Annotated in this window: 17 protein-coding genes; 6 read left to right on the forward strand and 11 right to left on the reverse strand. The window is 71.7% G+C overall.

Translation table 11 applies throughout. The features are described from left to right. Nucleotides 1-295 precede the first annotated feature (295 nt). Nucleotides 296-1,255 carry a heme o synthase gene (locus tag ACIPAE_RS31650; protein WP_366414342.1) on the reverse strand — a complete coding sequence of 320 codons (960 nt, stop codon included), beginning with the start codon at nucleotides 1,253-1,255 and terminating at the stop codon, nucleotides 296-298. A 293-nt stretch (nucleotides 1,256-1,548) separates the two neighbouring features. On the opposite strand from ACIPAE_RS31650, the gene tkt reads away from it, so the two are divergent. The 5 genes from tkt to pgl are packed head-to-tail and all read left to right on the forward strand — an operon-like array spanning nucleotide 1,549 to nucleotide 8,182. Continuing rightward, nucleotides 1,549-3,636 carry a transketolase gene (tkt, locus tag ACIPAE_RS31655; RefSeq protein WP_329370593.1) on the forward strand — a complete coding sequence of 696 codons (2,088 nt, stop codon included), beginning with the start codon at nucleotides 1,549-1,551 and terminating at the stop codon, nucleotides 3,634-3,636. A 35-nt stretch (nucleotides 3,637-3,671) separates the two neighbouring features. Continuing rightward, a complete protein-coding gene (gene tal, locus ACIPAE_RS31660) occupies nucleotides 3,672-4,790 on the forward strand; it encodes a transaldolase (protein ID WP_366414340.1) in 1,119 nt (372 codons plus the stop codon). 22 nt (nucleotides 4,791-4,812) lie between these two features. Further along, nucleotides 4,813-6,336 carry a glucose-6-phosphate dehydrogenase gene (gene zwf / locus ACIPAE_RS31665; RefSeq protein ID WP_402449978.1) on the forward strand — a complete coding sequence of 508 codons (1,524 nt, stop codon included), beginning with the start codon at nucleotides 4,813-4,815 and terminating at the stop codon, nucleotides 6,334-6,336. Further along, a complete protein-coding gene (gene opcA / locus ACIPAE_RS31670) occupies nucleotides 6,333-7,403 on the forward strand; it encodes a glucose-6-phosphate dehydrogenase assembly protein OpcA (RefSeq protein WP_402449919.1) in 1,071 nt (356 codons plus the stop codon). The genes zwf and opcA overlap by 4 nt, the downstream gene beginning before the upstream one ends. Nucleotides 7,404-7,441: 38 nt before the next feature. Next, complete coding sequence (pgl, locus tag ACIPAE_RS31675; protein WP_402449981.1) at nucleotides 7,442-8,182, forward strand: 6-phosphogluconolactonase; 741 nt, start codon at nucleotides 7,442-7,444, stop codon at nucleotides 8,180-8,182. A gap of 172 nt (nucleotides 8,183-8,354) precedes the next feature. On the opposite strand, the gene pgi is transcribed toward pgl, so the two are convergent. The 3 genes from pgi to ACIPAE_RS31690 all read right to left on the reverse strand — a co-directional run bounded on the left by pgi (nucleotide 8,355) and on the right by ACIPAE_RS31690 (nucleotide 12,405). Beyond that, complete coding sequence (pgi, locus tag ACIPAE_RS31680; protein WP_366414576.1) at nucleotides 8,355-10,013, reverse strand: glucose-6-phosphate isomerase; 1,659 nt, start codon at nucleotides 10,011-10,013, stop codon at nucleotides 8,355-8,357. A gap of 255 nt (nucleotides 10,014-10,268) precedes the next feature. Then, nucleotides 10,269-11,033, reverse strand: a complete 765-nt coding sequence (locus ACIPAE_RS31685; protein ID WP_402449921.1) for a sugar isomerase domain-containing protein — start codon at nucleotides 11,031-11,033, stop codon at nucleotides 10,269-10,271. A gap of 178 nt (nucleotides 11,034-11,211) precedes the next feature. Continuing rightward, nucleotides 11,212-12,405, reverse strand: a complete 1,194-nt coding sequence (locus ACIPAE_RS31690) for an N-acetylglucosamine kinase (protein ID WP_402449923.1) — start codon at nucleotides 12,403-12,405, stop codon at nucleotides 11,212-11,214. Between the two features lie 58 nt (nucleotides 12,406-12,463). On the opposite strand from ACIPAE_RS31690, the gene ACIPAE_RS31695 reads away from it, so the two are divergent. Beyond that, complete coding sequence (locus ACIPAE_RS31695) at nucleotides 12,464-13,351, forward strand: MurR/RpiR family transcriptional regulator (RefSeq protein WP_328462775.1); 888 nt, start codon at nucleotides 12,464-12,466, stop codon at nucleotides 13,349-13,351. Nucleotides 13,352-13,389: 38 nt separating this feature from the next. Here the strand turns inward: ACIPAE_RS31695 and ACIPAE_RS31700 are convergent, their stop codons facing one another. The 7 genes from ACIPAE_RS31700 to yvcK form a co-directional block, all read right to left on the reverse strand. Then, nucleotides 13,390-13,725, reverse strand: coding sequence for an RNA polymerase-binding protein RbpA (locus tag ACIPAE_RS31700; RefSeq protein WP_073497103.1), 336 nt, complete (start codon nucleotides 13,723-13,725; stop codon nucleotides 13,390-13,392). Nucleotides 13,726-13,953: 228 nt separating this feature from the next. Beyond that, a complete protein-coding gene (secG, locus tag ACIPAE_RS31705; RefSeq protein WP_329370583.1) occupies nucleotides 13,954-14,190 on the reverse strand; it encodes a preprotein translocase subunit SecG in 237 nt (78 codons plus the stop codon). A 126-nt stretch (nucleotides 14,191-14,316) separates the two neighbouring features. Next, nucleotides 14,317-15,102 (reverse strand): triose-phosphate isomerase, encoded by a 786-nt coding sequence (gene tpiA, locus ACIPAE_RS31710; RefSeq protein WP_329370581.1) that lies wholly within the window; start codon nucleotides 15,100-15,102, stop codon nucleotides 14,317-14,319. A 6-nt stretch (nucleotides 15,103-15,108) separates the two neighbouring features. Continuing rightward, nucleotides 15,109-16,323 (reverse strand): phosphoglycerate kinase, encoded by a 1,215-nt coding sequence (locus ACIPAE_RS31715; RefSeq protein ID WP_402449926.1) that lies wholly within the window; start codon nucleotides 16,321-16,323, stop codon nucleotides 15,109-15,111. 150 nt (nucleotides 16,324-16,473) lie between these two features. Then, the gene (gene gap, locus ACIPAE_RS31720; RefSeq protein WP_328462784.1) at nucleotides 16,474-17,478 is read right to left on the reverse strand and encodes a type I glyceraldehyde-3-phosphate dehydrogenase; all 1,005 of its coding nucleotides are present in this window, start codon (nucleotides 17,476-17,478) and stop codon (nucleotides 16,474-16,476) included. 529 nt (nucleotides 17,479-18,007) lie between these two features. Beyond that, entirely contained in the window at nucleotides 18,008-18,985 is a 978-nt protein-coding gene (gene whiA, locus ACIPAE_RS31725; RefSeq protein ID WP_103884000.1) for a DNA-binding protein WhiA, read from the reverse strand. Next, nucleotides 18,976-19,995 (reverse strand): uridine diphosphate-N-acetylglucosamine-binding protein YvcK, encoded by a 1,020-nt coding sequence (yvcK, locus tag ACIPAE_RS31730; protein WP_328462789.1) that lies wholly within the window; start codon nucleotides 19,993-19,995, stop codon nucleotides 18,976-18,978. Before yvcK ends, whiA begins: the two co-directional genes overlap by 10 nt. Between the last annotated feature and the right edge of the window lie 2 nt (nucleotides 19,996-19,997).

Genomic DNA, 19,997 nt, shown 5'->3' on the forward strand with positions numbered 1-19,997 from the left:
ACAACGTTGTCATATCGGCCGAAGCCGTACCCGCGGCCACCAGGGTCGCCACCGCACCGAGCACTGTCACGAGCGCGCCATGCAGCATGCGCCGCCTTCTCACACGTACCTCCCGAGGAACTCGTCGATAGGACCAGCACATCCTGGGGGCTGGCCGCGCTCAAATCAACGGTCGTACGGGGGTGGGCTGATGGGGGCCGTGCCGGTTGTCCCGATGTGGGTCGGCACGGCCCTTTCGCGCCTGGGGCGCGGGAGTCGCCACTGCGGGAAGCGGGAGTCCCCGGTGTAGAAGTCCCTAGTGCAGGAAGGGGTCGATCGCCACGGCGACGAACAGGAGCGTGGCGTAGGTGATCGACCAGTGGAACAGCCGCATCTCCTTGAGCTTCGCCCCCATCACCCCGGCCTTGGCGCGGGCGTGCAGCCCGTGCGCCTCCTTCAGCCAGAACGCGCCGAGGGCGCCCGCGACCACCGGGTAGAACCAGGAGGTGTCCCCCAGCGGCCACCACAAGGTGAGCGAGGTGAGGACCATGACCCAGCTGTAGAGCACGATCTGCCGGGCGACGACCTGGTTGCCGGCGACGACCGGGAGCATGGGCACGCCGACCCGGGCGTAGTCGTCCTTGACCTTCATGGACAGCGGCCAGTAGTGCGGCGGGGTCCAGAAGAACAGGACGAGGAAGAGCACGAAAGGCGCCCAGCCGAGTTCGTTGCGCACGGCCGACCATCCGATGAACACCTGGAGGCAGCCCGCGACACCGCCCCACACGATGTTCTGCGCGGTGCGCCGCTTCAGCCACAGCGTGTAGACGAACACGTAGTAGAGGATCGCGGTCAGCGACAGCGCGGCGGACAGCGGGTTGACCAGCACCGCGAACCACACGGTGGACACCACCGACAGCACGATGCCGAAGACCAGGGCCTCGCCCGGCGAGACCATCCCGGTGACCAGCGGACGCTGCTCGGTGCGGTGCATCAGCGCGTCGATGTCGCGGTCGATGTACATGTTCAGCGCGTTGGCGCCCCCCGCGGACAGGTAGCCGCCGACCACGGTCGCCAGCACCAGCCAGAGGTTGGGCACGCCATCGGCCGCCAGGAACATCACCGGAACGGTCGTGATGAGCAGCAGTTCGATGATGCGCGGCTTGGTCAGCGCGACGAACGCCATGACACGGGCACGCGGCGGCCGGTGCCCGGAGTTCGTCTGTCCCGAGCCCGTCCCGATGACCCCTGCGGGTCGGGATTCGACGGCTGTCACGAACACCCCACGAGAGATGAGTCCAGCAGGTCCCGGCTGCCTGCCGGCCGCGGATGCGGCGGCGGACCACGGTCCCTGCGCGTACCACGCCACTCTAGACGTAGGGAATACCCGGCTTTCTGCGGGGGGTGTCCATGGGCGGGGCGTGTCATCCGCGGCCCGCGCAGGAGTTATCCACAGATGCGGCAGCGTGGGCAAAGGCCCGCGCGCCTGCGGCGGTAGGCTCAAGAACGTCGGGTAGGCACCAGTCACCGGCGCTTTTCAACTTATGTGGAGAGGAGCCCTGACCCAGGGTGAGCAAGCAGCCGACGACCACAGACCTTGAGTGGAGCGATCTGGACCAGCGGGCCGTGGACACCGCCCGCGTCCTCGCGATGGATTCCGTGCAGAAGGTCGGCAACGGCCATCCTGGCACGGCGATGAGCCTGGCCCCGGCGGCCTACCTGCTGTTCCAGAAGATCATGCGGCACGACCCGGCGAACGCCGACTGGACCGGCCGCGACCGCTTCGTGCTGTCCGCCGGGCACTCCAGCATGACCCTCTACACGCAGCTCTACCTCGCCGGTTACGGCCTGGAGCTGGCCGACCTGGAGGCCCTGCGCACCTGGGGCTCCAAGACCCCCGGCCACCCGGAGTACGGCCACACCACGGGCGTGGAGACCACCACCGGCCCGCTCGGCCAGGGCGTGGCCAACGCGGTGGGCATGGCCATGGCCTCGCGTTACGAGCGCGGGCTGTTCGACCCGGACGCGCCGGCCGGCACCTCTCCCTTCGACCACACCATCTGGGCGATCGCCGGTGACGGATGCCTCCAGGAGGGCATCTCCGCCGAGGCGTCCTCGATGGCCGGCCACCAGAAGCTCGGCAACCTGGTGCTGCTGTGGGACGACAACCACATCTCCATCGAGGGCGACACCGAGACGGCCGTCTCCGAGGACACCGTCAAGCGGTACGAGGCATACGGCTGGCACGTCCAGCGGGTGGCCCCGAAGGAGAACGGCGACCTCGACGTGCACGCGCTGCACGCCGCGCTGCTGGCCGCCAAGGCCGAGACGGAGCGGCCGTCGTTCGTCGCGGTCCGCTCGATCATCGGCTGGCCCGCGCCCAACAAGCAGAACACCGGCGCCGCGCACGGCTCGGCCCTCGGCGAGGACGAAGTGCGGGCCACCAAGCAGGTGCTGGGCTTCGACCCGGACAAACACTTCGACGTGGCCGACGACGTGATCACCCACACCCGGGCGGTCGGCGACCGCGGCCGCGACACGCGCGCGCAGTGGGAGAAGTCCTTCGCCGCCTGGCGCACCGCGAACCCGCGGCGCGCCGAGCTGTTCGACCGGATCGACGCGGCCGAGCTGCCGGAGGGCTGGCAGGAGCAGCTGCCGGAGTTCGAGGTCGGCGCCTCGCTGGCCACCCGCGCCGCCTCGGGCAAGGTCCTGGAGGCGCTGGGCTCGGTGATCCCCGAGCTGTGGGGCGGCTCCGCGGACCTCGCCGGGTCGAACAACACCACCATCGACAAGAACTCGTCGTTCCTCCCGGCCGGCAACCCGCTGCCCGGCGCTGACCCGTACGGCCGGACCGTGCACTTCGGCATCCGCGAGCACTCCATGGCCGCGGAGATGAACGGCATCACGCTGCACGGCAACACCCGTGTCTACGGCGGCACGTTCCTCGTCTTCTCCGACTACATGCGCAACGCCGTCCGGCTGTCCGCGCTGATGCACGTGCCGGTGACGTACGTGTGGACGCACGACTCGATCGGCGTCGGCGAGGACGGCCCGACCCACCAGCCGGTGGAGCACCTGGCCTCGCTGCGCGCCATCCCGGGGCTGAACGTGGTGCGCCCCGCGGATGCCAACGAGACGGCGATCGCCTGGCGCGAGATCCAGAAGCGCTGGACCAAGGAGATCGGCAAGGGCGCCCCGCACGGCCTGGCGCTGACCCGGCAGGGCGTGCCGACCTACCCGGTCCACGAGGACACCGCCCGCGGTGGGTACGTCATGTTCGAGGCCGAGGGCGGCCCCGCGCAGGTGATCCTGATCGGCACCGGCTCCGAGGTGCAGCTCGCGGTGGGCGCGCGCGAGGAGCTGCAGGCCGCGGGCATCCCGACCCGGGTGGTCTCGATGCCGTGCGTGGAGTGGTTCGAGGAGCAGGACGCGGCGTACCGCGAGAGCGTGCTGCCGTCCTCGGTGAAGGCGCGGGTCGCCGTCGAGGCCGGCATCGGCCTCACCTGGTACCGCTACGTGGGAGACGCCGGCCGGATCGTCAGCATCGAGCACTACGGTGCCTCGGCCGACGGCAAGCTGCTCTTCCGCGAGTTCGGTTTCACCGCGGAGGCGGTGGCCGCCGCCGCCCGGGAATCTCTCGCCGCCGCAGACCGCTGACGCTGGTACACGACATTTCAGGAGATGCAATTCCCATGACAGACGCACTCAAGCGCCTCTCCGACGAAGGCGTCGCGATCTGGTTGGACGACCTGTCGCGCAAGCGCATCACGTCCGGCAACCTGGCCGAACTCATCGACCAGCAGCACGTGGTGGGTGTCACCACCAACCCGTCGATCTTCCAGAAGGCCATCTCCCAGGGCGACGGTTACGACGGACAGCTCAAGGACCTCGCGGCGCGGAAGCTGACCGTCGAGGAGGCGCTGCGGATGATCACCACCGCGGACGTCCGCGACGCCGCCGACGTCCTGCGTCCGGTCTACGACGCCAGCAACCACCAGGACGGCCGGGTGTCCATCGAGGTGGACCCGCGGCTGGCGCACAACACGGTGGCCACGGTCGCCGAGGCCAAGCAGCTGGCCTGGCTGGTCGACCGCCCGAACACCCTGATCAAGATCCCCGCGACCAAGGCCGGGCTGCCGGCGATCACCGAGGTGATCGGCAAGGGCATCAGCGTCAACGTCACGCTGATCTTCTCGCTGGAGCGGTACCGCGCGGTGATGGACGCCTACCTGTCCGGTCTGGAGAAGGCCAAGGCCGCCGGCCTGGACCTCGCCGAGATCCACTCCGTCGCGTCGTTCTTCGTCTCCCGCGTGGACACCGAGATCGACAAGCGGCTGGAGAAGATCGGCTCCGACCAGGCCAAGGCGCTCAAGGGCAAGGCCGCCGTGGCCAACGCGCGGCTGGCCTACCAGGCGTACGAAGAGGTCTTCGGCACCGACCGCTGGGCCGCCCTGGAGCGGGCCGGCGCCAACAAGCAGCGTCCGCTGTGGGCCTCCACCGGTGTGAAGGACCCCGCCTACTCCGACACGCTGTACGTCACGGAGCTGGTCGCGCCGAACACGGTGAACACCATGCCCGAGGCCACACTGGAGGCGACCGCGGACCACGGCGAGGTCACCGGCGACACCGTCCGAGGCGGTTACGCGCAGGCGCAGGCCGACATCGACGCGCTCGCCACGGTCGGCGTGTCGTACGACGACGTGGTGCAGGTGCTGGAGGACGAGGGCGTCGAGAAGTTCGAGGCGGCCTGGAACGAACTCCTGGACTCCACCAAGGCCGAACTCGAGCGGCTCGCCCCTTCGGAGGCGTGAGGTGACATCCGAGGACGAGAAGCTGACGGTGGGCAATCCGCTGCGTGACCCGCTCGACCGGCGGCTGCCGCGGATCGCCGGGCCGTCCGGCCTGGTGATCTTCGGGGTCACCGGCGACCTGTCCCGCAAGAAGCTGATGCCGGCGGTGTACGACCTGGCCAACCGCGGCCTGCTGCCGCCGGGCTTCGCGCTGGTCGGGTTCGCCCGCCGCCAGTGGGAGAACGAGGACTTCGCCCAGGAGGTGCACGACGCGGTCAAGGAACACGCCCGCACCCCCTTCCGCGAGGAGGTCTGGCAGCAGCTCGCCGAGGGCTGCCGCTTCGTCCAGGGCAACTTCGACGACGACAAGGCCTTCGAGCAGCTCAAGTCGACCATCGAGGACCTGGACAAGGCCCGCGGCACCGGCGGCAACTTCGCCTTCTACCTGTCCGTGCCGCCGAAGTTCTTCCCGAACGTGGTGCAGCAGCTGAAGAAGCACGGCCTGTCGCAGGGCACCGGCGACTCGTGGCGGCGCGCGGTGATCGAGAAGCCGTTCGGCCACGACCTGGCCAGCGCCCAGCAGCTCAACCAGATCGTGCACGACGTCTTCCCGCCCAACGAGGTCTTCCGGATCGACCACTACCTGGGCAAGGAGACCGTCCAGAACATCCTGGCGCTGCGCTTCGCCAACACCATGTACGAGCCGATCTGGAACCGGTCCTACGTCGACCACGTGCAGATCACCATGGCCGAGGACATCGGGATCGGCGGCCGCGCCGGGTACTACGACGGCATCGGCGCCGCGCGCGACGTCATCCAGAACCACCTGCTGCAACTGCTGGCGCTGACCGCGATGGAGGAGCCCGGCTCCTTCCACCCCAAGGCGCTCACCGCGGAGAAGCTGAAGGTGCTCGGCGCGGTCGTGCTCCCCGACGACCTGGGCAAGTACACCGTGCGCGGCCAGTACGCACACGCCTGGCAGGGCGGCGAGGAGGTGCTCGGGTACCTGGAGGAGGACGGCATCGACCCCAAGTCCAAGACCGACACCTACGCCGCGGTGAAGCTGGAGATCAACAACCGCCGGTGGGCGGGTGTGCCGTTCTACCTGCGCACCGGCAAGCGGCTCGGCCGCCGCGTCACCGAGATCGCGGTGGTCTTCAAGCGGGCCCCCTACCTGCCGTTCGAGTCCGGCGCCACCGAGGAGCTGGGCGAGAACGCGCTGGTCATCCGGGTCCAGCCGGACGAAGGCGTGACCGTGCGGTTCGGCTCCAAGGTGCCGGGCACCTCCACCGAGGTGCGGGACGTCACGATGGACTTCGCCTACGGCGAGTCGTTCACCGAGTCCAGCCCGGAGGCGTACGAACGGCTCATCCTGGACGTGCTGCTCGGTGACGCGAACCTCTTCCCGCGGCACCAGGAGGTCGAGCTGTCCTGGACCATCCTCGACCCCATCGAGCAGTACTGGGACAGGCACGGCAAGCCGGCGCAGTACGCGTCCGGCACCTGGGGCCCGACCGAGGCGGACGAGATGCTCGCACAAGACGGCAGGAGCTGGCGCAGGCCATGAAGATCGATCTGACGGACACCACGTCCTCGAAGATCAACGCCGGGCTGATCCAGGCCCGGCGGGCGATCGGCACCCCAGCGGTCGGCATGGTGCTGACGCTGGTCATCGTCACCGACGAGGGCAGCGCCTACGACGCGTTGAAGGCCGCGCACGAGGCGTCCAAGGAGCACCCCTCCCGGATACTGGTCGTCATCAAGCGGCCCGGGCGCTCGCCGCGGGACCGGGCGCTGGCCCGGCTGGACGCCGAGGTCGTGGTCGGCGACGAGGCGGGCACCGGCGAGACCGTGGTGCTGCGCATGCACGGCGAGCTGGCCAACCACGCCGAGTCGGTGGTCCTGCCGCTGCTGCTGCCGGACGCCCCCGCGGTGTGCTGGTGGCCGGACAAGGCCCCGGAAAACGCCGCGGAGGACCCGCTGGGCCGGCTGGCGGCGCGCCGGATCACCGACTCGGCGGCCGCCGAGGACCCGGTGGGCTCGCTCGGGCTGCGGGCGAAGACGTACTCACCCGGTGACACCGACCTGGCCTGGACCCGGATCACCCCGTGGCGCTCGATGCTGGCCGCCGCTCTCGACCAGCGGCACGGCAAGATCGAGAGTGCCTCGGTGGAGGGTGAGGCGTACAACCCGAGCGCCGAACTGCTGGTGCTGTGGCTGGCGGACCGGCTCGGTGTGCCGGTGGAGCGCAAGGTCAGCAACGGCCCCGGGCTGACCGCGGTGCGGCTGGCCACCTCCGACGGCGACATCTGCCTGGACCGGCCCGAGGGCGGGCTGGCCGAGCTGGCGGTGCCGGGGCAGCCCGACCGCCATGTGGCGCTCAAGCGCCGGGAGACCGCGGAGCTGATCGCCGAGGAGCTGCGCAGGCTCGACCCGGACGACATATACCGCGCCACCGTGAAGTTCGGCGAGCGGCAGCTGCTGAGCTCCGACGGGATCGCGCGTGCGGCCGGGTCCAACGGGTCCAACGGGTCCAACGGGTCGGGAGCCAAGGCCGAGGGCGCGGCGAAGGCGACGCCGGCGAAGAAGGCCGCTTCCGGCTCGGGCTCCGGTAAGGCGGCGGCGGAGAAGTGAGTACCCCGCAGGTGGTCGTCCACCGGGACAAGGAGCTGATGGCGCGGGCCGCGGCGGCCAGGCTGATCACGAAGATCGTGGACGCCCAGGCCGCCCGTGGCTCCGCCTCGGTGGTGCTCACCGGCGGGCGGAACGGCAACGGGCTGCTGGCCGCGCTCGCCGAGGCCCCGGCGCGTGACGCCGTGGACTGGGCGCGGCTGGACCTGTGGTGGGGCGACGAGCGGTTCCTCCCCGAGGGGGACCCGGAGCGCAACCACACGCAGGCCCGGGAGGCGCTGCTGGACTCGGTGCCGCTCGACCCGGCCCGGGTGCACCCGATGGCGCCGTCCGACGGCGCCTACGAGTCCGACGTGGAGGCCGCCGCGGCGGCCTACGCGACGGAGCTGGCCGCCGCGGCCGGGCCGGAGGACCACACCCGGGTGCCGTCGTTCGACGTCCTCATGCTGGGCGTCGGCCCGGACACCCATGTGGCCTCGCTCTTCCCGGAGCACCCCGGCACCCGGGAGACCGTCCGCACCGTGATCGGTGTGCACGGCTCGCCCAAGCCGCCGCCGACCCGGATCTCGCTGACCTTCCCGGCGATCCGCTCGGCCCGGGAGGTGTGGCTGCTCGCCGCGGGCGAGGACAAGGCGGGCGCGGTCGCGCTCGCGCTGTCCTCGCCGGGCGAGGTCCAGGCACCCGCCTCGGGCGCCTACGGCCGGGCCCGCACCCTGTGGCTGCTGGACCGCGCGGCGGCCGCGAAGATCCCCGCCGAGCTGTATCCGGCGGCCTCGTCGTAGCGGTGGCGCCGTCGGCAGACCGACGAAGGGGGCCCGGAATCCGTGATTCCGGGCCCCCTTCGTGGTGCTGCGGCCAGGCCGGGCGGCCCCGACCCGCAGGCCACCTCGGGCTCAGCCGTCTCCAGCTCAGCCGCCTCCCGTGCGGCCGCCTCCGGCCTCAGCCGCCTCGGGCTCAGCGGCCGCGCAGCTCGCGGTACTTCGCCACGAGCGCCTTCGTGGACGGGTCCAGGCCCGGCACGTCGGCGCCCTCGGTGAGCGCGGGCTCGACCCGCTTGGCCAGCACCTTGCCGAGCTCGACGCCCCACTGGTCGAAGGAGTCGATGTTCCACACCGCGCCCTGGACGAACACCTTGTGCTCGTAGAGCGCGATGAGCTGGCCGAGCACGGACGGGGTCAGCTCGGTGGCGAGGATGGTGCTGGTGGGGTGGTTGCCGCGGAAGGTCTTGTGCGGCACCAGTTCCTCGGGCACCCCTTCGGCGCGGACCTCGTCCGGGGTCTTGCCGAACGCCAGCGCCTGCGTCTGCGCGAAGAAGTTCGCCATCAGCAGGTCGTGCTGCCCGGCGAGCGGGCCGAGTTCGGGCAGCGGCCGGGCGAAGCCGATGAAGTCGGCGGGCACGAGCTTGGTGCCCTGGTGCAGCAACTGGTAGTACGCGTGCTGGCCGTTGGTGCCCGGGGTGCCCCAGACCACCGGGCCGGTCTGCCAGTCCACCGGGTTGCCCGCGCGGTCCACGGACTTGCCGTTGGACTCCATGTCGAGCTGCTGGAGGTAGGCGGTGAACCGGCTCAGGTAGTGGCTGTAGGGGAGCACCGCGTGCGACTGCGCGTCGTGGAAGTTGCCGTACCAGATGCCGAGCAGGCCGAGCAGCAGCGGGACGTTCCGCTCGGGGGGCGCGGTCCTGAAGTGCTCGTCGACCAGGTGGAAGCCGGCCAGCATGCTCCGGAAGGCCTCGGCGCCGATCGCGATCATCAGGGACAGGCCGATCGCGGAGTCGTACGAGTAGCGGCCGCCGACCCAGTCCCAGAACTCGAACATGTTCTGCGTGTCGATGCCGAACTCCGCGACCTTCTCCGCGTTCGTGGACAGCGCCACGAAGTGCTTGGCCACCGCCTCGTCGCCGGCGCCGAGTTCGCCGAGCAGCCACTGCCGGGCGGACGTCGCGTTGGTGATGGTCTCGATGGTGGTGAAGGTCTTGGAGGCGACGATGAACAGCGTCTCCGCGGCGTCCAGGTCGCGCACGGCCTCGTGCAGGTCGGCGCCGTCCACGTTGGAGACGAAACGGACCGTCAGGTCGCGGTCGGCGTAGGAGCGCAGCACCTCGTAGGCCATGGCCGGGCCGAGGTCGGAGCCGCCGATGCCGATGTTGACGACGTTCTTGATCCGCTTGCCGGTGTGGCCGGTCCACTCGCCCGAGCGGACCCGGTCGGCGAAGACCGTCATCTTGTAGAGCACGGCGTGCACGGCCGGTACGACGTTCTGCCCGTCCACCGCGATCGTCGCGGACTGCGGGGCGCGCAGGGCCGTGTGCAGCACCGCGCGGTCCTCGGTGACGTTGATCCGCTCGCCGTCGAACATGGCGTCCCGCAGCTCGAACACCCCGGTGGCCGCGGCCAGTTCCCGCAGCAGCCGGAGGGTCTCGTCGGTGATGAGCTGCTTGGAGTAGTCCAGGTGGAGGTCGCCGACCTGGAGGGTGTAGCGGCTGCCCCGGTCGGGGTCGCGGTCGAACAGGTCCCGCAGATGGGTGCCGGACAGCTCCTCGCTGTGCTTGGCGAGTGCGTGCCACTCGGGGCGCTGGTCGAGCCGGGGGGTGCCCTGCGCGTTCGTTTCGGACATCAGTCCACTTCTCCTCGTCCTCGCTGCGACACCCAAACTAATTGATGGCACGCCAGAACGAGATCCGGCACCCGGGCGCGCCGCCCACCGGCCGCTTCGCCGTCACCGGACCGCCGGTGAACCGGGGCCCAACCAGGACCGGACCGCGGATGAACGGTCCCCCGCCGGCCGCCGGACCACCGGCGAACGGCCCTGGGGCCGCCGCCGGTTCGCGGCCGTTTCGGGGCCGTTTCGGGCCGGTTCGCGGCCGGGCGGTCAGAAACCGCCGCGGTGGATACGGCCCGCGTACCGCTCCTCCAGCACCTTGTTCCGCTCGTGGCCGCCGGGGAGGTTCGCGGAGATGTAGATCGGCGCGTCCTGGCCCTCCGCGCCCAGCAGGCCGACGGCCTCGGCGACAGCCATCTGCACCAGCAGTGCCGAGGTGATCGTGGACACCCCGCCCAGGGCGCCGCCACCCGGCAGCGGCAGCAGCGCGTCGCCGGCGGGGGCGCAGTTGTCCAGTACGGCGTCCGCGAGGTCGGCCAGCCGCTTGCCGCTGGAGTGCAGGGCCGGCACCGCGCGGGTGTGGGTGAGCGAGGTGAGCGCGATCAGCGGGTGGCCGGCCTCCTTCACGTGCAGCGCCATGTCGACGATCGAGTTGTTGACGCCGGAGTTGGAGACGATCACGAACACGTCCTGCGGGCGCGGCGTGGCCAGTTCGTACAGCCGCCGGGCCAGGCCCGGGGAGCGCTCCAGCAGCGGGTCGGCGAGCACCGCGCGGTCCTCGCCGCCGCGCAGCACCAGGTCGGACAGGCCGATCCGGTTGGTGGGGATCAGGCCGCCGGCCCGGCCGACCAGTTCCATGACGGTGGCCTGCGAGTGGCCGGTGCCGAAGCCGTGGATCACGCCGTCGGCGGCCACGCAGTCCGCGAGGAGCCGGGCCGCGGCCGCCACGGTCTCCTTGTTCGCGCCGATCGCCCGCTCCACCGCCGCGCGGCCCTCGTCGGCGAACGTCGCGGCGCTGATCTGTCCCTCGGCCATGCCCGGGTCCCCTTTGCGGAAGTCCTGCTGCTGGAGCTCTGCGGATGTACGGATGCGATTCCGGTTGATTGAACCAACCGTTCAATACGTCGATGAAACATTGAGCCACCATCGCCCGTCAAGACACCCGGGTGCCGGATGCTCCGCCGCTCACCGCGAACCGCCCGAATCTCCCGGTTCACACCGCCGCGTCCGGTCCGCCCCGACCGCCCGGACCGCCTCCGCCGAGCAGCCCGCACGCGAGCGCGGCAGCACCGGTGGAGCCGTCCGCGACCGGGAAGACCCGCAGCCCACGATCCGCCAGCCGCTCGGTCACCCGGCCCAGCAGCGGCCCGCCCGGCCCCAGCAGCCCACCGGTCGCCACCAGCGGCTCGCCCGGCCGCGGCTCCAGCGAGCGCACCGTCGCCGCGAGCAGCCCGGCCGCCGCGTCCAGCAGGCCCCGCGCCACCGCGTCGCCCGCCTCCGCCTCCTCGACCACGGTCGGGCTGAGCGCGCCCAGCCGGGCCGGCGCCTGCTCGTACGCCCGCGTGACGACGACCTCTCCGAGCAGGTGCCGCGCCACCGCGTCGCTGGCCGGGCCGACCTCCAGCGCCCGCCGCAGCACGTCGTCGCTCCCCGGGTCCCCTCCTCCGACCGCCGACCCACCGGCCGCCGACCCACCGACATCCGGTCCCCCGGCTCCGCCCGCCGCGCCGCCCAGGTAGTGGGCCACCACCCGCGGCACCAGCGTCGTCCACGGACCGCGGCCGTCCAGCGCCTCCAGCGCCGCCCGCGTCGCGCGGTTGCCGAGCCAGAACCCGCTGCCCTCGTCACCGAGCAGCCAGCCGTGGCCGTCGGAGACCGCGGCGCGGCGGCCTCCGGCGAGGCGGGCGGCGATGGCGCCGGTGCCCGCGATGAGCACGAGCCCATCGGAGGGGGCGCCGGGGGCCGCGGCGAGAGCGACCTCGGTGTCGCCGCCGACGGCGACCGGCACCCCGGTGATCCCGTGCGCGGCGAGCGCGTCGCGCAGGCAGGACACGGCCAGTTCCTCCCCGCGCTCCGGCCCTATCCCCGGCGCCGCCCCCGCGAACCCCCCGTATGCCGCGCCGATCCGGCCCCGTACCTCCGGATCGGCGGGCAGCGCGTGTGCCACGGCCTCGCCCACGGCCGCGGCGAGATGGCGGGTCAGGTCGGCGCGGCCGACGCTCATCGCGTTGCCCGGGCCGCCGCTCCCCCGCCCGAGCACCCGGCCGCCGGGCACGCCCACCGCCAGGCAGGCCCGGCTGCGCGTCCCGCCCGCGTCGATGCCCACGACCAGGGGCGGCCGGCCCGCCGCCCCGTCCGGGTCGATACCGCTGCCGCCGCCCGCCGGGTGGCTGTAGATTTCACTCATCACCACGCATCGTGGTTGATGAATTCACCGCCGCACAACCCCGACGGGACGAGTCGTCATGATCACCGCACTGATCCGCACCGAACTTCCCCGGATGTCCGGGTCGCTGCGCAAGGTCGGCGAGTTGGTGCTCGCCGATCCGGTCGCGGCCACCCACGGCTCCGCGGCGGAGCTGGGGCGGCGCACGGGGACCTCGCAGGCGACGGTGACGCGGTTCTGCCGGGCGCTGGGCCTGGAGTCCTACCAGCAGCTGCTGATCGAGCTGGCGCAGGAGCAGGGCCGTACCGAGGCCGAGCCGCGAAGTGCCGCGCTGGGCCCGCGGATCGGGCCGGACGACGACCTGGAGCAGGTGATCGGCGTCGTCGCGGAGGCGGATCTGCGGGCGCTGCGGCACACCGCGGAGCTGCTGGACCGGGAGGCGCTGGAACGGGCCGCGCAGGCCCTCGCCCGGGCCCGCAGGATCGACGTCTACGGGGTCGGCGGCTCCGGCATCGTCGCCCACGAGACGCAGGCCCGGCTCTTCGGCATCGGCTGCGCCGCCCACGCCTGGACCGAGGTGCACGCCGCGGAGACCTCAGCGGCCCTGCTGACGCCCTCCGACGCGGTGGTGGCGGTTTCCCACTCGGGCACCACCCGCGAGGTCCTGGAGCCCCTGCGGCTGGCCGCGGACCGGGGGGCGGCGACCGTGGCCGTCACCGGCGACCCGCGCTCGCCCATCGCGCAGGCCGCCGACGTCCGCCTGACGTCGTTCTCCGGCGAGACCAGCTTCCGGCGCGGCAACTTCGGCACCCGCCACTCCGTGCTGCTGATCGTGGACTGCCTCTACGCCCGCGTCGCGCAGCTCACCTACGAGCGGGCGACCGCCTCCATCGCGCTGACCGCGCACATCGCGGCGGCCCACACCACGAAAAAGGCCCCCGGCCGCCGGACCGGCTCAGCTTCCTGAGCCGACCCGGCGGTCGGGGGCGGGCGAAGAGCCCGGAACTAGATCTCGCCCCGGAGCTTCGCCAGTGCCTCGGCGAGGATCGCCTCGCCGTCGGCGGCCGAGCGGCGCTCCCGTACGTACGCCAGGTGTGTCTTGTACGGCTCGGTGCGCGGCGGTGCCGGCGGGTTCTCCTCGTCCTGCCCGGCCGGGAAGCCGCAGCGGGGGCAGTCCCAGGTCTCCGGGATCTGCGCGTCGCTGGCGAAACTCGGCTGGGTCTCGTGCCCGTTGGAGCACCAGAAGGAGATGCGCAGGCGCGGAGCGGACTCGCCGCGCTCGGCCTCTCCCATCGGCCCCGCTCCGACCCGACTGCCACGGATCGCGTTGCCACTTGCCACGGTCGTAACTCCCTGCGTGATGGTGCTGCGAGGTCGCCCACTTGACGGAGACCGGTTCGCCCCCGCACCTGGCGGGAAAGGGCACGGTATCCCAAGACGCGCGTCCATGATAAGTCGTGGACAAGTCGTCTTCGCGACACGGCGTCAATTCGCCCGCAATGGGCGGTAGTCGGACGGAGCGCGCGCGTCACCCGCGCGGGTGGGCCGCAAGGCCCCTTACGGCGCCCGCTAGTTCTTCACCTTCATCACGATGCCGAGAGCGACGATGCACGCGAACCACAGCAGGCCGATCACCACGGTGATCCGGTCGAGGTTGCGCTCGGCCACCGACGAACCGCCGACGGAGGACTGCATGCCGCCGCCGAACATGTCGGAAAGGCCGCCGCCCTTCCCCTTGTGCATGAGCACGAGCAGCAGGAGCAGCAGGCTGAAGATGATGAGGGCGATGGAGAACCCGATGACCACGGCTGGACCAACTCTCTCGACTACATGACGGCACTACACGGTTACGGCGCGGGGCCGGAGGCGGTGTCGCTACACCACTCCGGCCCCGACAGGGTACTTCACCAGCCCCCTGACTTCACCGGTCCGTCACTGGTCCCGGAACCGGACGATCTTGACGAACTCCTCCGGGTCCAGCGCGGCGCCGCCCACCAGGGCGCCGTCCACGTCCGGCTGGGCCATGATCGCGGCCACGTTGCCCGCCTTGACCGAGCCGCCGTACTGGATACGGACGCCGTCGGCGAGCTCCTGGTCGTACAGCTCCGCCAGCCGGCCGCGGATCGCCGCACAGACCTCCTGGGCGTCCTCGGGGGTGGCCACCTCGCCGGTGCCGATCGCCCAGACCGGCTCGTAGGCGATGACGATCCCCGCCGCCTGCTCCGCGGGCACGTCCTTGAGCGCGCCGTCGAGCTGGGCGAGGGTGTGCGCGACCTGGTTGCCGGCCTTGCGGACGTCCAGGCCCTCTCCGACGCACACGATCGGGGTCAGGCCGTGCCGGAACGCGGCCTTCACCTTGCTGTTGACGATCTCCTCGTCCTCGCCGTGGTACTGGCGGCGCTCGGAGTGGCCGATCGCCACGTACTCGCACTTCAGCTTCGCCAGCATCGGCCCGGAGATCTCGCCGGTGTACGCACCGTGGTCGTGCGCCGACACGTCCTGGGCGCCGTACTTGATCCGCAGCCGGTCGCCGTCCACCAGGGTCTGCACGGAGCGCAGGTCGGTGAAGGGCACCAGGACGGCGACCTCGACCGCGTCGTGGTCCCTGTCGTTGAGGCCGAAGGAGAGCTTCTGGACGTGCGCGATGGCCTCGAGGTGGTTGAGGTTCATCTTCCAGTTGCCCGCCATCAGCGGGGTGCGGGTGCTCTGCTCACTCATCGGTCTTCAGTTCTCCAAAGCGGAAAGGCCGGGCAGCGTCTTGCCTTCGAGGTACTCCAGGCTGGCGCCGCCGCCGGTGGAAATATGGCCGAAAGCATTCTCGTCGAATCCCAGGATGCGGACAGCCGCGGCCGAGTCGCCGCCGCCGACCACGCTGAACGCGGGAGCGTCGACCAGCGCCTGCGCGACGGCGCGGGTGCCGTCGGCGAAGTCGGGGTGCTCGAAGACGCCCATCGGGCCGTTCCAGAAGATGGTCGCCGCGTCGGCGAGCTTCGCGGCGAACAGCTTGCGGGACTCCGGGCCGATGTCCAGGCCGATCAGGTCGGCGGGGATGGCGTCCACGGGAGCGGTGACCGGCTCCGCCGGCGCCTTCGTCTTCAGGTCGGGGAACTGCGTGGCGCCGATCACGTCGACCGGCAGCACGAACTCCACGCCCTTGGCCTTCGCCCGCTCCAGGTACTCGGTGACGACCGGGATCTGGTCCTCCTGGAGCAGGCTCTTGCCGACCTCGTGGCCCTGGGCCTTGAGGAAGGTGAAGACCATGCCGCCGCCGACCAGGATGCGGTCGGCCTTGTCCAGCAGGTGGTCGATGACGCCGAGCTTGTCGGACACCTTCGAGCCGCCGAGCACCACCGCGTAGGGGCGGGAGACGTCCTCGGTGAGCTTCTTCAGTACCCCGACCTCGGTGGCGATCAGGCCGCCGGCGGCGTGCGGCAGCCGGGCCGGCAGGTCGTACACCGAGGCGTGCTTGCGGTGCACCGCGCCGAAGCCGTCACCGACGTAGGTGTCGGCGAGGGCGGCGAGCCGGTCGGCGAACGCGCCGCGCTCGGCGTCGTCCTTGCTGGTCTCGCCGGGGAAGAAGCGCAGGTTCTCCAGCAGCACCACGTCGCCGGCGCCGGCGCCCTCCAGCGCCTGCCGGGTCTGCTCGCCGACCGTGTCGGTGCCGAACAGCACCTGGCGGTCCAGCAGTTCGGCCAGCCGGTCGCGGACCGGGGCGAGCGAGAACTTCGGGTCGGGCTCGCCCTTGGGGCGGCCCAGGTGCGAGGCGACGACCACCGTGGCGCCGGCCTCGGCGAGCTTGGCGATGGTCGGCACGGCGGCCCGGATACGGCCGTCGTCGGTGATGGTCGTGCCGTCCAGCGGCACGTTGAGGTCGGCGCGGACGAACACCCGCTTGCCCTCGACCTGTCCGTCGGCGATCAGGTCGTCGATCGTCTTCATCTGTCGGGTCTCCTGTGAGTAGGGTCCGGCACCGGACGCACGCGAACAGGGCCCGGACGGCGCGTCATCGCGCTCGTCCGGACCCTGTCGCTCACATCACGGTGCGGTGGCTGACGGAAACGGCTACGCGGCCGCGGTTCCGGCGGTGCCTCAGAGCCGGTCGCCGACGAAGACCGTGAGGTCCACCAGGCGGTTGGAGTAGCCCCACTCGTTGTCGTACCAGCCGATGACCTTGACGGTCTTGCCCTGCACCATGGTCAGCTTCGAGTCGAAGGTGCACGACGCCGGGGTGTTGACGATGTCCGAGGACACGATCGGGTCCTCGGTGTACTCCAGCAGACCCTTGAGCTGGCCCTCGGCGGCCTTCTGGAAGGCCGCGTTCACCTCGTCCTTGGTGACCTCGCGCTCCAGGTCGACCACCAGGTCGGTGACCGAGCCGGTCGGGACCGGGACGCGCATGGCCATGCCGTCGAGCTTGCCGGCCAGCTCCGGGATGACCAGCGCGGTGGCCTTGGCGGCACCCGTGGTGGTCGGGATGATGTTCTCCGCGGCGGCACGGGCGCGACGCAGGTCCTTGTGCGGGAAGTCCAGGATGCGCTGGTCGTTGGTGTACGCGTGCACCGTCGTCATCAGGCCCTTGACGATGCCGAAGTTCTCCAGCAGCACCTTCGCCATCGGCGCCACACAGTTCGTGGTGCAGGAGGCGTTGGAGATGATGTTGTGCGCCGCCGGGTCGTACGCGTCCTGGTTGACGCCCATCACGATGGTGATGTCCTCGTCGGTGGCGGGCGCCGAGATGATGACCTTCTTGGCGCCGCCGGCGATGTGCTTGCCCGCGTCGGCCGCCTTGGTGAAGATCCCGGTGGACTCGATCACGATGTCGACGCCCAGCTCGCCCCAGTTGATGGCGGCGGGGTCGCGCTCGGCGAGCACCTTGATGGTGTGGCCGTCCACGGTGATCGTGTCGGCGGTGTGGGTGACCTCGGCCTTGAGGCGCCCCAGGATGGTGTCGTACTTCAGCAGATGTGCCGTGGTCGCGGTGTCACCCAGGTCGTTGACAGCCACGATCTCGATGTCCGCACCCTGCTCCAGGATGGCGCGGAAGAAGTTACGACCGATGCGGCCAAAGCCGTTGATGCCTACCCGGATCGTCACGAACCGATCTCCTCGCTCAGTCGCCGGAGTCCCTCTCCGGCTGCGAAATATGGGATGTCCCCGACCACCCCCGACCCTACCTCCCCGGCGTGTACGAGGTGACATCGGCAAGCCACGTAGCGGCTGCGCCGCGGCAACGGTCCGGGGTTCCGCCCCTGGCTCCGCCGGGGGCGCCCCCACCCAGGCGAAGCTCAGCGGGAGGTACTGCGCGCTCGGCCAGATGCGGTGGCGCGCCGGGCCCGCCGGCCCAGCCCCCACGGCGGGTATCCGGACCACCGGCCGGCGGGTGGCCGGTCGCGCAGTTCCCCGCGCCCCCGAAGGGGCACCCCCGCCCGGGAGGGGACCCCAGGGTCAGCACCCAGGCGAAGCTCTGGGGGAGGTACTGCGTGCTCGGCCAGATGCGGTGGCGCGCCGGGCCCGCCGGCCCAGCCCCCGCGGCGGGTATCCGGACCACCGGCCGGCGGGTGGCCGGTCGCGCGGTTCCCCGCGCCCCTGAAGGGGCACCCCCGCCAGGGAGGGGACCCCGGGGTCAGCCGACCATTTCCTCGGTGAGGTTGGCCTCGGTGCCGGGCATCCCGAGATCGGACGCACGCTTGTCCGCCATCGCGAGCAGCCGCCGGATACGCCCGGCCACCGCGTCCTTCGTCAGCGGCGGCTCCGCGAGGGAACCGAGCTCCTCCAGGGACGCCTGCTTGTGGTCCATCCGCAGCCGCCCGGCGGCGGCGAGGTGCTCGGGGACGTCGTCCCCGAGGATCTCCAGGGCGCGCTGCACCCGTGCCCCCGCGGCCACCGCCGCACGAGCGGACCTGCGGAGATTCGCATCGTCGAAGTTGGCGAGCCGGTTCGCGGTCGCGCGCACCTCGCGCCGCATCCGCCGCTCCTCCCAGGCGAGCACGGAGTCGTGGGCGCCGAGCCGGGTGAGCAGCGCGCCGATCGCGTCGCCGTCGCGGACCACGACGCGGTCCACGTTGCGCACCTCGCGGGCCTTCGCCGGGATCTGCAACCGGCGGGCGGCCCCGACCAGCGCGAGGGCGGCCTCGGGCCCGGGGCAGGTCACCTCCAGGGAGGAGGACCGGCCGGGCTCGGTGAGCGACCCGTGCGCGAGGAAGGCGCCGCGCCAGGCCGCCTCCGCGTCGCAGGTCGCGCCGGAGACGACCTGCGGGGGCAGCCCGCGGATCGGGCGGCCGCGCCCGTCCACCAGGCCGGTCTGCCGGGCCAGCTGGTCGCCGCCGGCCACCACCCGCACGACGTACCGGCTGCCGCGGCGCAGCCCGCCCGGGGCCATCACCACCAGGTCGGAGGCGTGCCCGAAGATCTCCAGGATGTCCTTGCGCAACCTGCGCGCCGCGATCCCGGTGTCGAGTTCCGCCTCGATCACGATCCGCCCGCTCACCAGGTGCAGGCCGCCCGCGAAGCGCAGGATCGACGAGACCTCCGCCTTGCGGCAGCAGGTCCGGGTGACGGGGAGCCGGGAAATCTCGTCCTTCACCGCTGCCGTCATCGCCATGGGCCGATCCTTCCACGCATACGAAAAATCCGGTCATACGCGGCCGCCAACGACTCGGGGTCGTGCCGCGGCCCGTCGGGGGCGGCGACCCGGGCCAGTTCGACCGTTGCGCCCAACTTCTGGGCGGCCTGTTCCAGGCTGTCCCGGTCGGGTACGGCGGCTTCGTCGGCGAGAACCACGTCGATGGTGAGTTTAGGGGCGTGTCGGCCCAAAACCTCCAAGTGACGCTGCGGAGAAAAACCTTCGGTCTCTCCGGGTTGCGGCGCGAGGTTGAGTGTGAGCACCCGCCGGGCCCTGGTCTGGGCCACCGCGTCGGCCAACTCCGGTACCAGCAGGTGCGGGATGACCGAGGAGAACCACGAACCCGGGCCGAGCACCACCCAGTCCGCGTCCATCACCGCCTGCACCGCCTCGGGCACCGCCGGCGGGTCGGCGGGCACCAGGTGCACCTCCTGCACCTCGCCGGGCGTCAACGCGACGGTGGCCTGCCCCCGTACGGTGGACACGGCGTCGGGCAGTTTCGGGTCGTGGCCGCGGACGATCGCCTCCAACTCCAGCGGCACCGCCGACATCGGCAGCACCCTGCCGTGCGCGCCCAGCAGCCGGCCCACCCACTCCAGGGCGGCGACCTCGTCCTTCAACTGCTCCCACAGCGCGACGATCAGCAGGTTGCCGACCGCGTGGCCGTGCAGGTCGCCGCCGCTGACGAAGCGGTGCTGGAGCACCCGCGACCAGGTCTGCCCCCACTCGTCGTCGCCGCACAGCGCGGCCAGCGCCTTGCGCAGGTCGCCGGGGGGCAGCACCCCCATCTCGGCGCGCAGCCGCCCGCTGGAGCCGCCGTCGTCGGCGACCGTGACCACCGCGGTCAGATCGCCGGTGATCCGGCGCAGCGCGGCCAGGGAGGCGGACAGGCCGTGGCCGCCGCCCAGGGCGACCACCTTCGGCGGTACCCCGGACCGGCGGCCCGAGGCGGCGTCCTTGCCGCCGCGGCGCCGCCGCCTACCCGTCATGA

Origin of the sequence: Streptomyces sp. NPDC087270, assembly GCF_044744625.1 — a bacterium.
Classification (GTDB): domain Bacteria; phylum Actinomycetota; class Actinomycetes; order Streptomycetales; family Streptomycetaceae; genus Actinacidiphila.

What these genes read in the sequence shown, in the direction of transcription:
- ACIPAE_RS31695 (WP_328462775.1), top strand. Translation starts at nt 12,464, where the DNA reads ATGATCACCGCACTGATCCGCACCGAACTTCCCCGGATGTCCGGGTCG.
- ACIPAE_RS31690 (WP_402449923.1), bottom strand. Translation starts at nt 12,405, where the DNA reads ATGAGTGAAATCTACAGCCACCCGGCGGGCGGCGGCAGCGGTATCGAC.
- tal (WP_366414340.1), top strand. Translation starts at nt 3,672, where the DNA reads ATGACAGACGCACTCAAGCGCCTCTCCGACGAAGGCGTCGCGATCTGG.
- opcA (WP_402449919.1), top strand. Translation starts at nt 6,333, where the DNA reads ATGAAGATCGATCTGACGGACACCACGTCCTCGAAGATCAACGCCGGG.
- whiA (WP_103884000.1), bottom strand. Translation starts at nt 18,985, where the DNA reads ATGGCGATGACGGCAGCGGTGAAGGACGAGATTTCCCGGCTCCCCGTC.
- tpiA (WP_329370581.1), bottom strand. Translation starts at nt 15,102, where the DNA reads ATGAGTGAGCAGAGCACCCGCACCCCGCTGATGGCGGGCAACTGGAAG.
- yvcK (WP_328462789.1), bottom strand. Translation starts at nt 19,995, where the DNA reads ATGACGGGTAGGCGGCGGCGCCGCGGCGGCAAGGACGCCGCCTCGGGC.
- ACIPAE_RS31685 (WP_402449921.1), bottom strand. Translation starts at nt 11,033, where the DNA reads ATGGCCGAGGGACAGATCAGCGCCGCGACGTTCGCCGACGAGGGCCGC.
- pgi (WP_366414576.1), bottom strand. Translation starts at nt 10,013, where the DNA reads ATGTCCGAAACGAACGCGCAGGGCACCCCCCGGCTCGACCAGCGCCCC.
- pgl (WP_402449981.1), top strand. Translation starts at nt 7,442, where the DNA reads ATGGCGCGGGCCGCGGCGGCCAGGCTGATCACGAAGATCGTGGACGCC.
- ACIPAE_RS31715 (WP_402449926.1), bottom strand. Translation starts at nt 16,323, where the DNA reads ATGAAGACGATCGACGACCTGATCGCCGACGGACAGGTCGAGGGCAAG.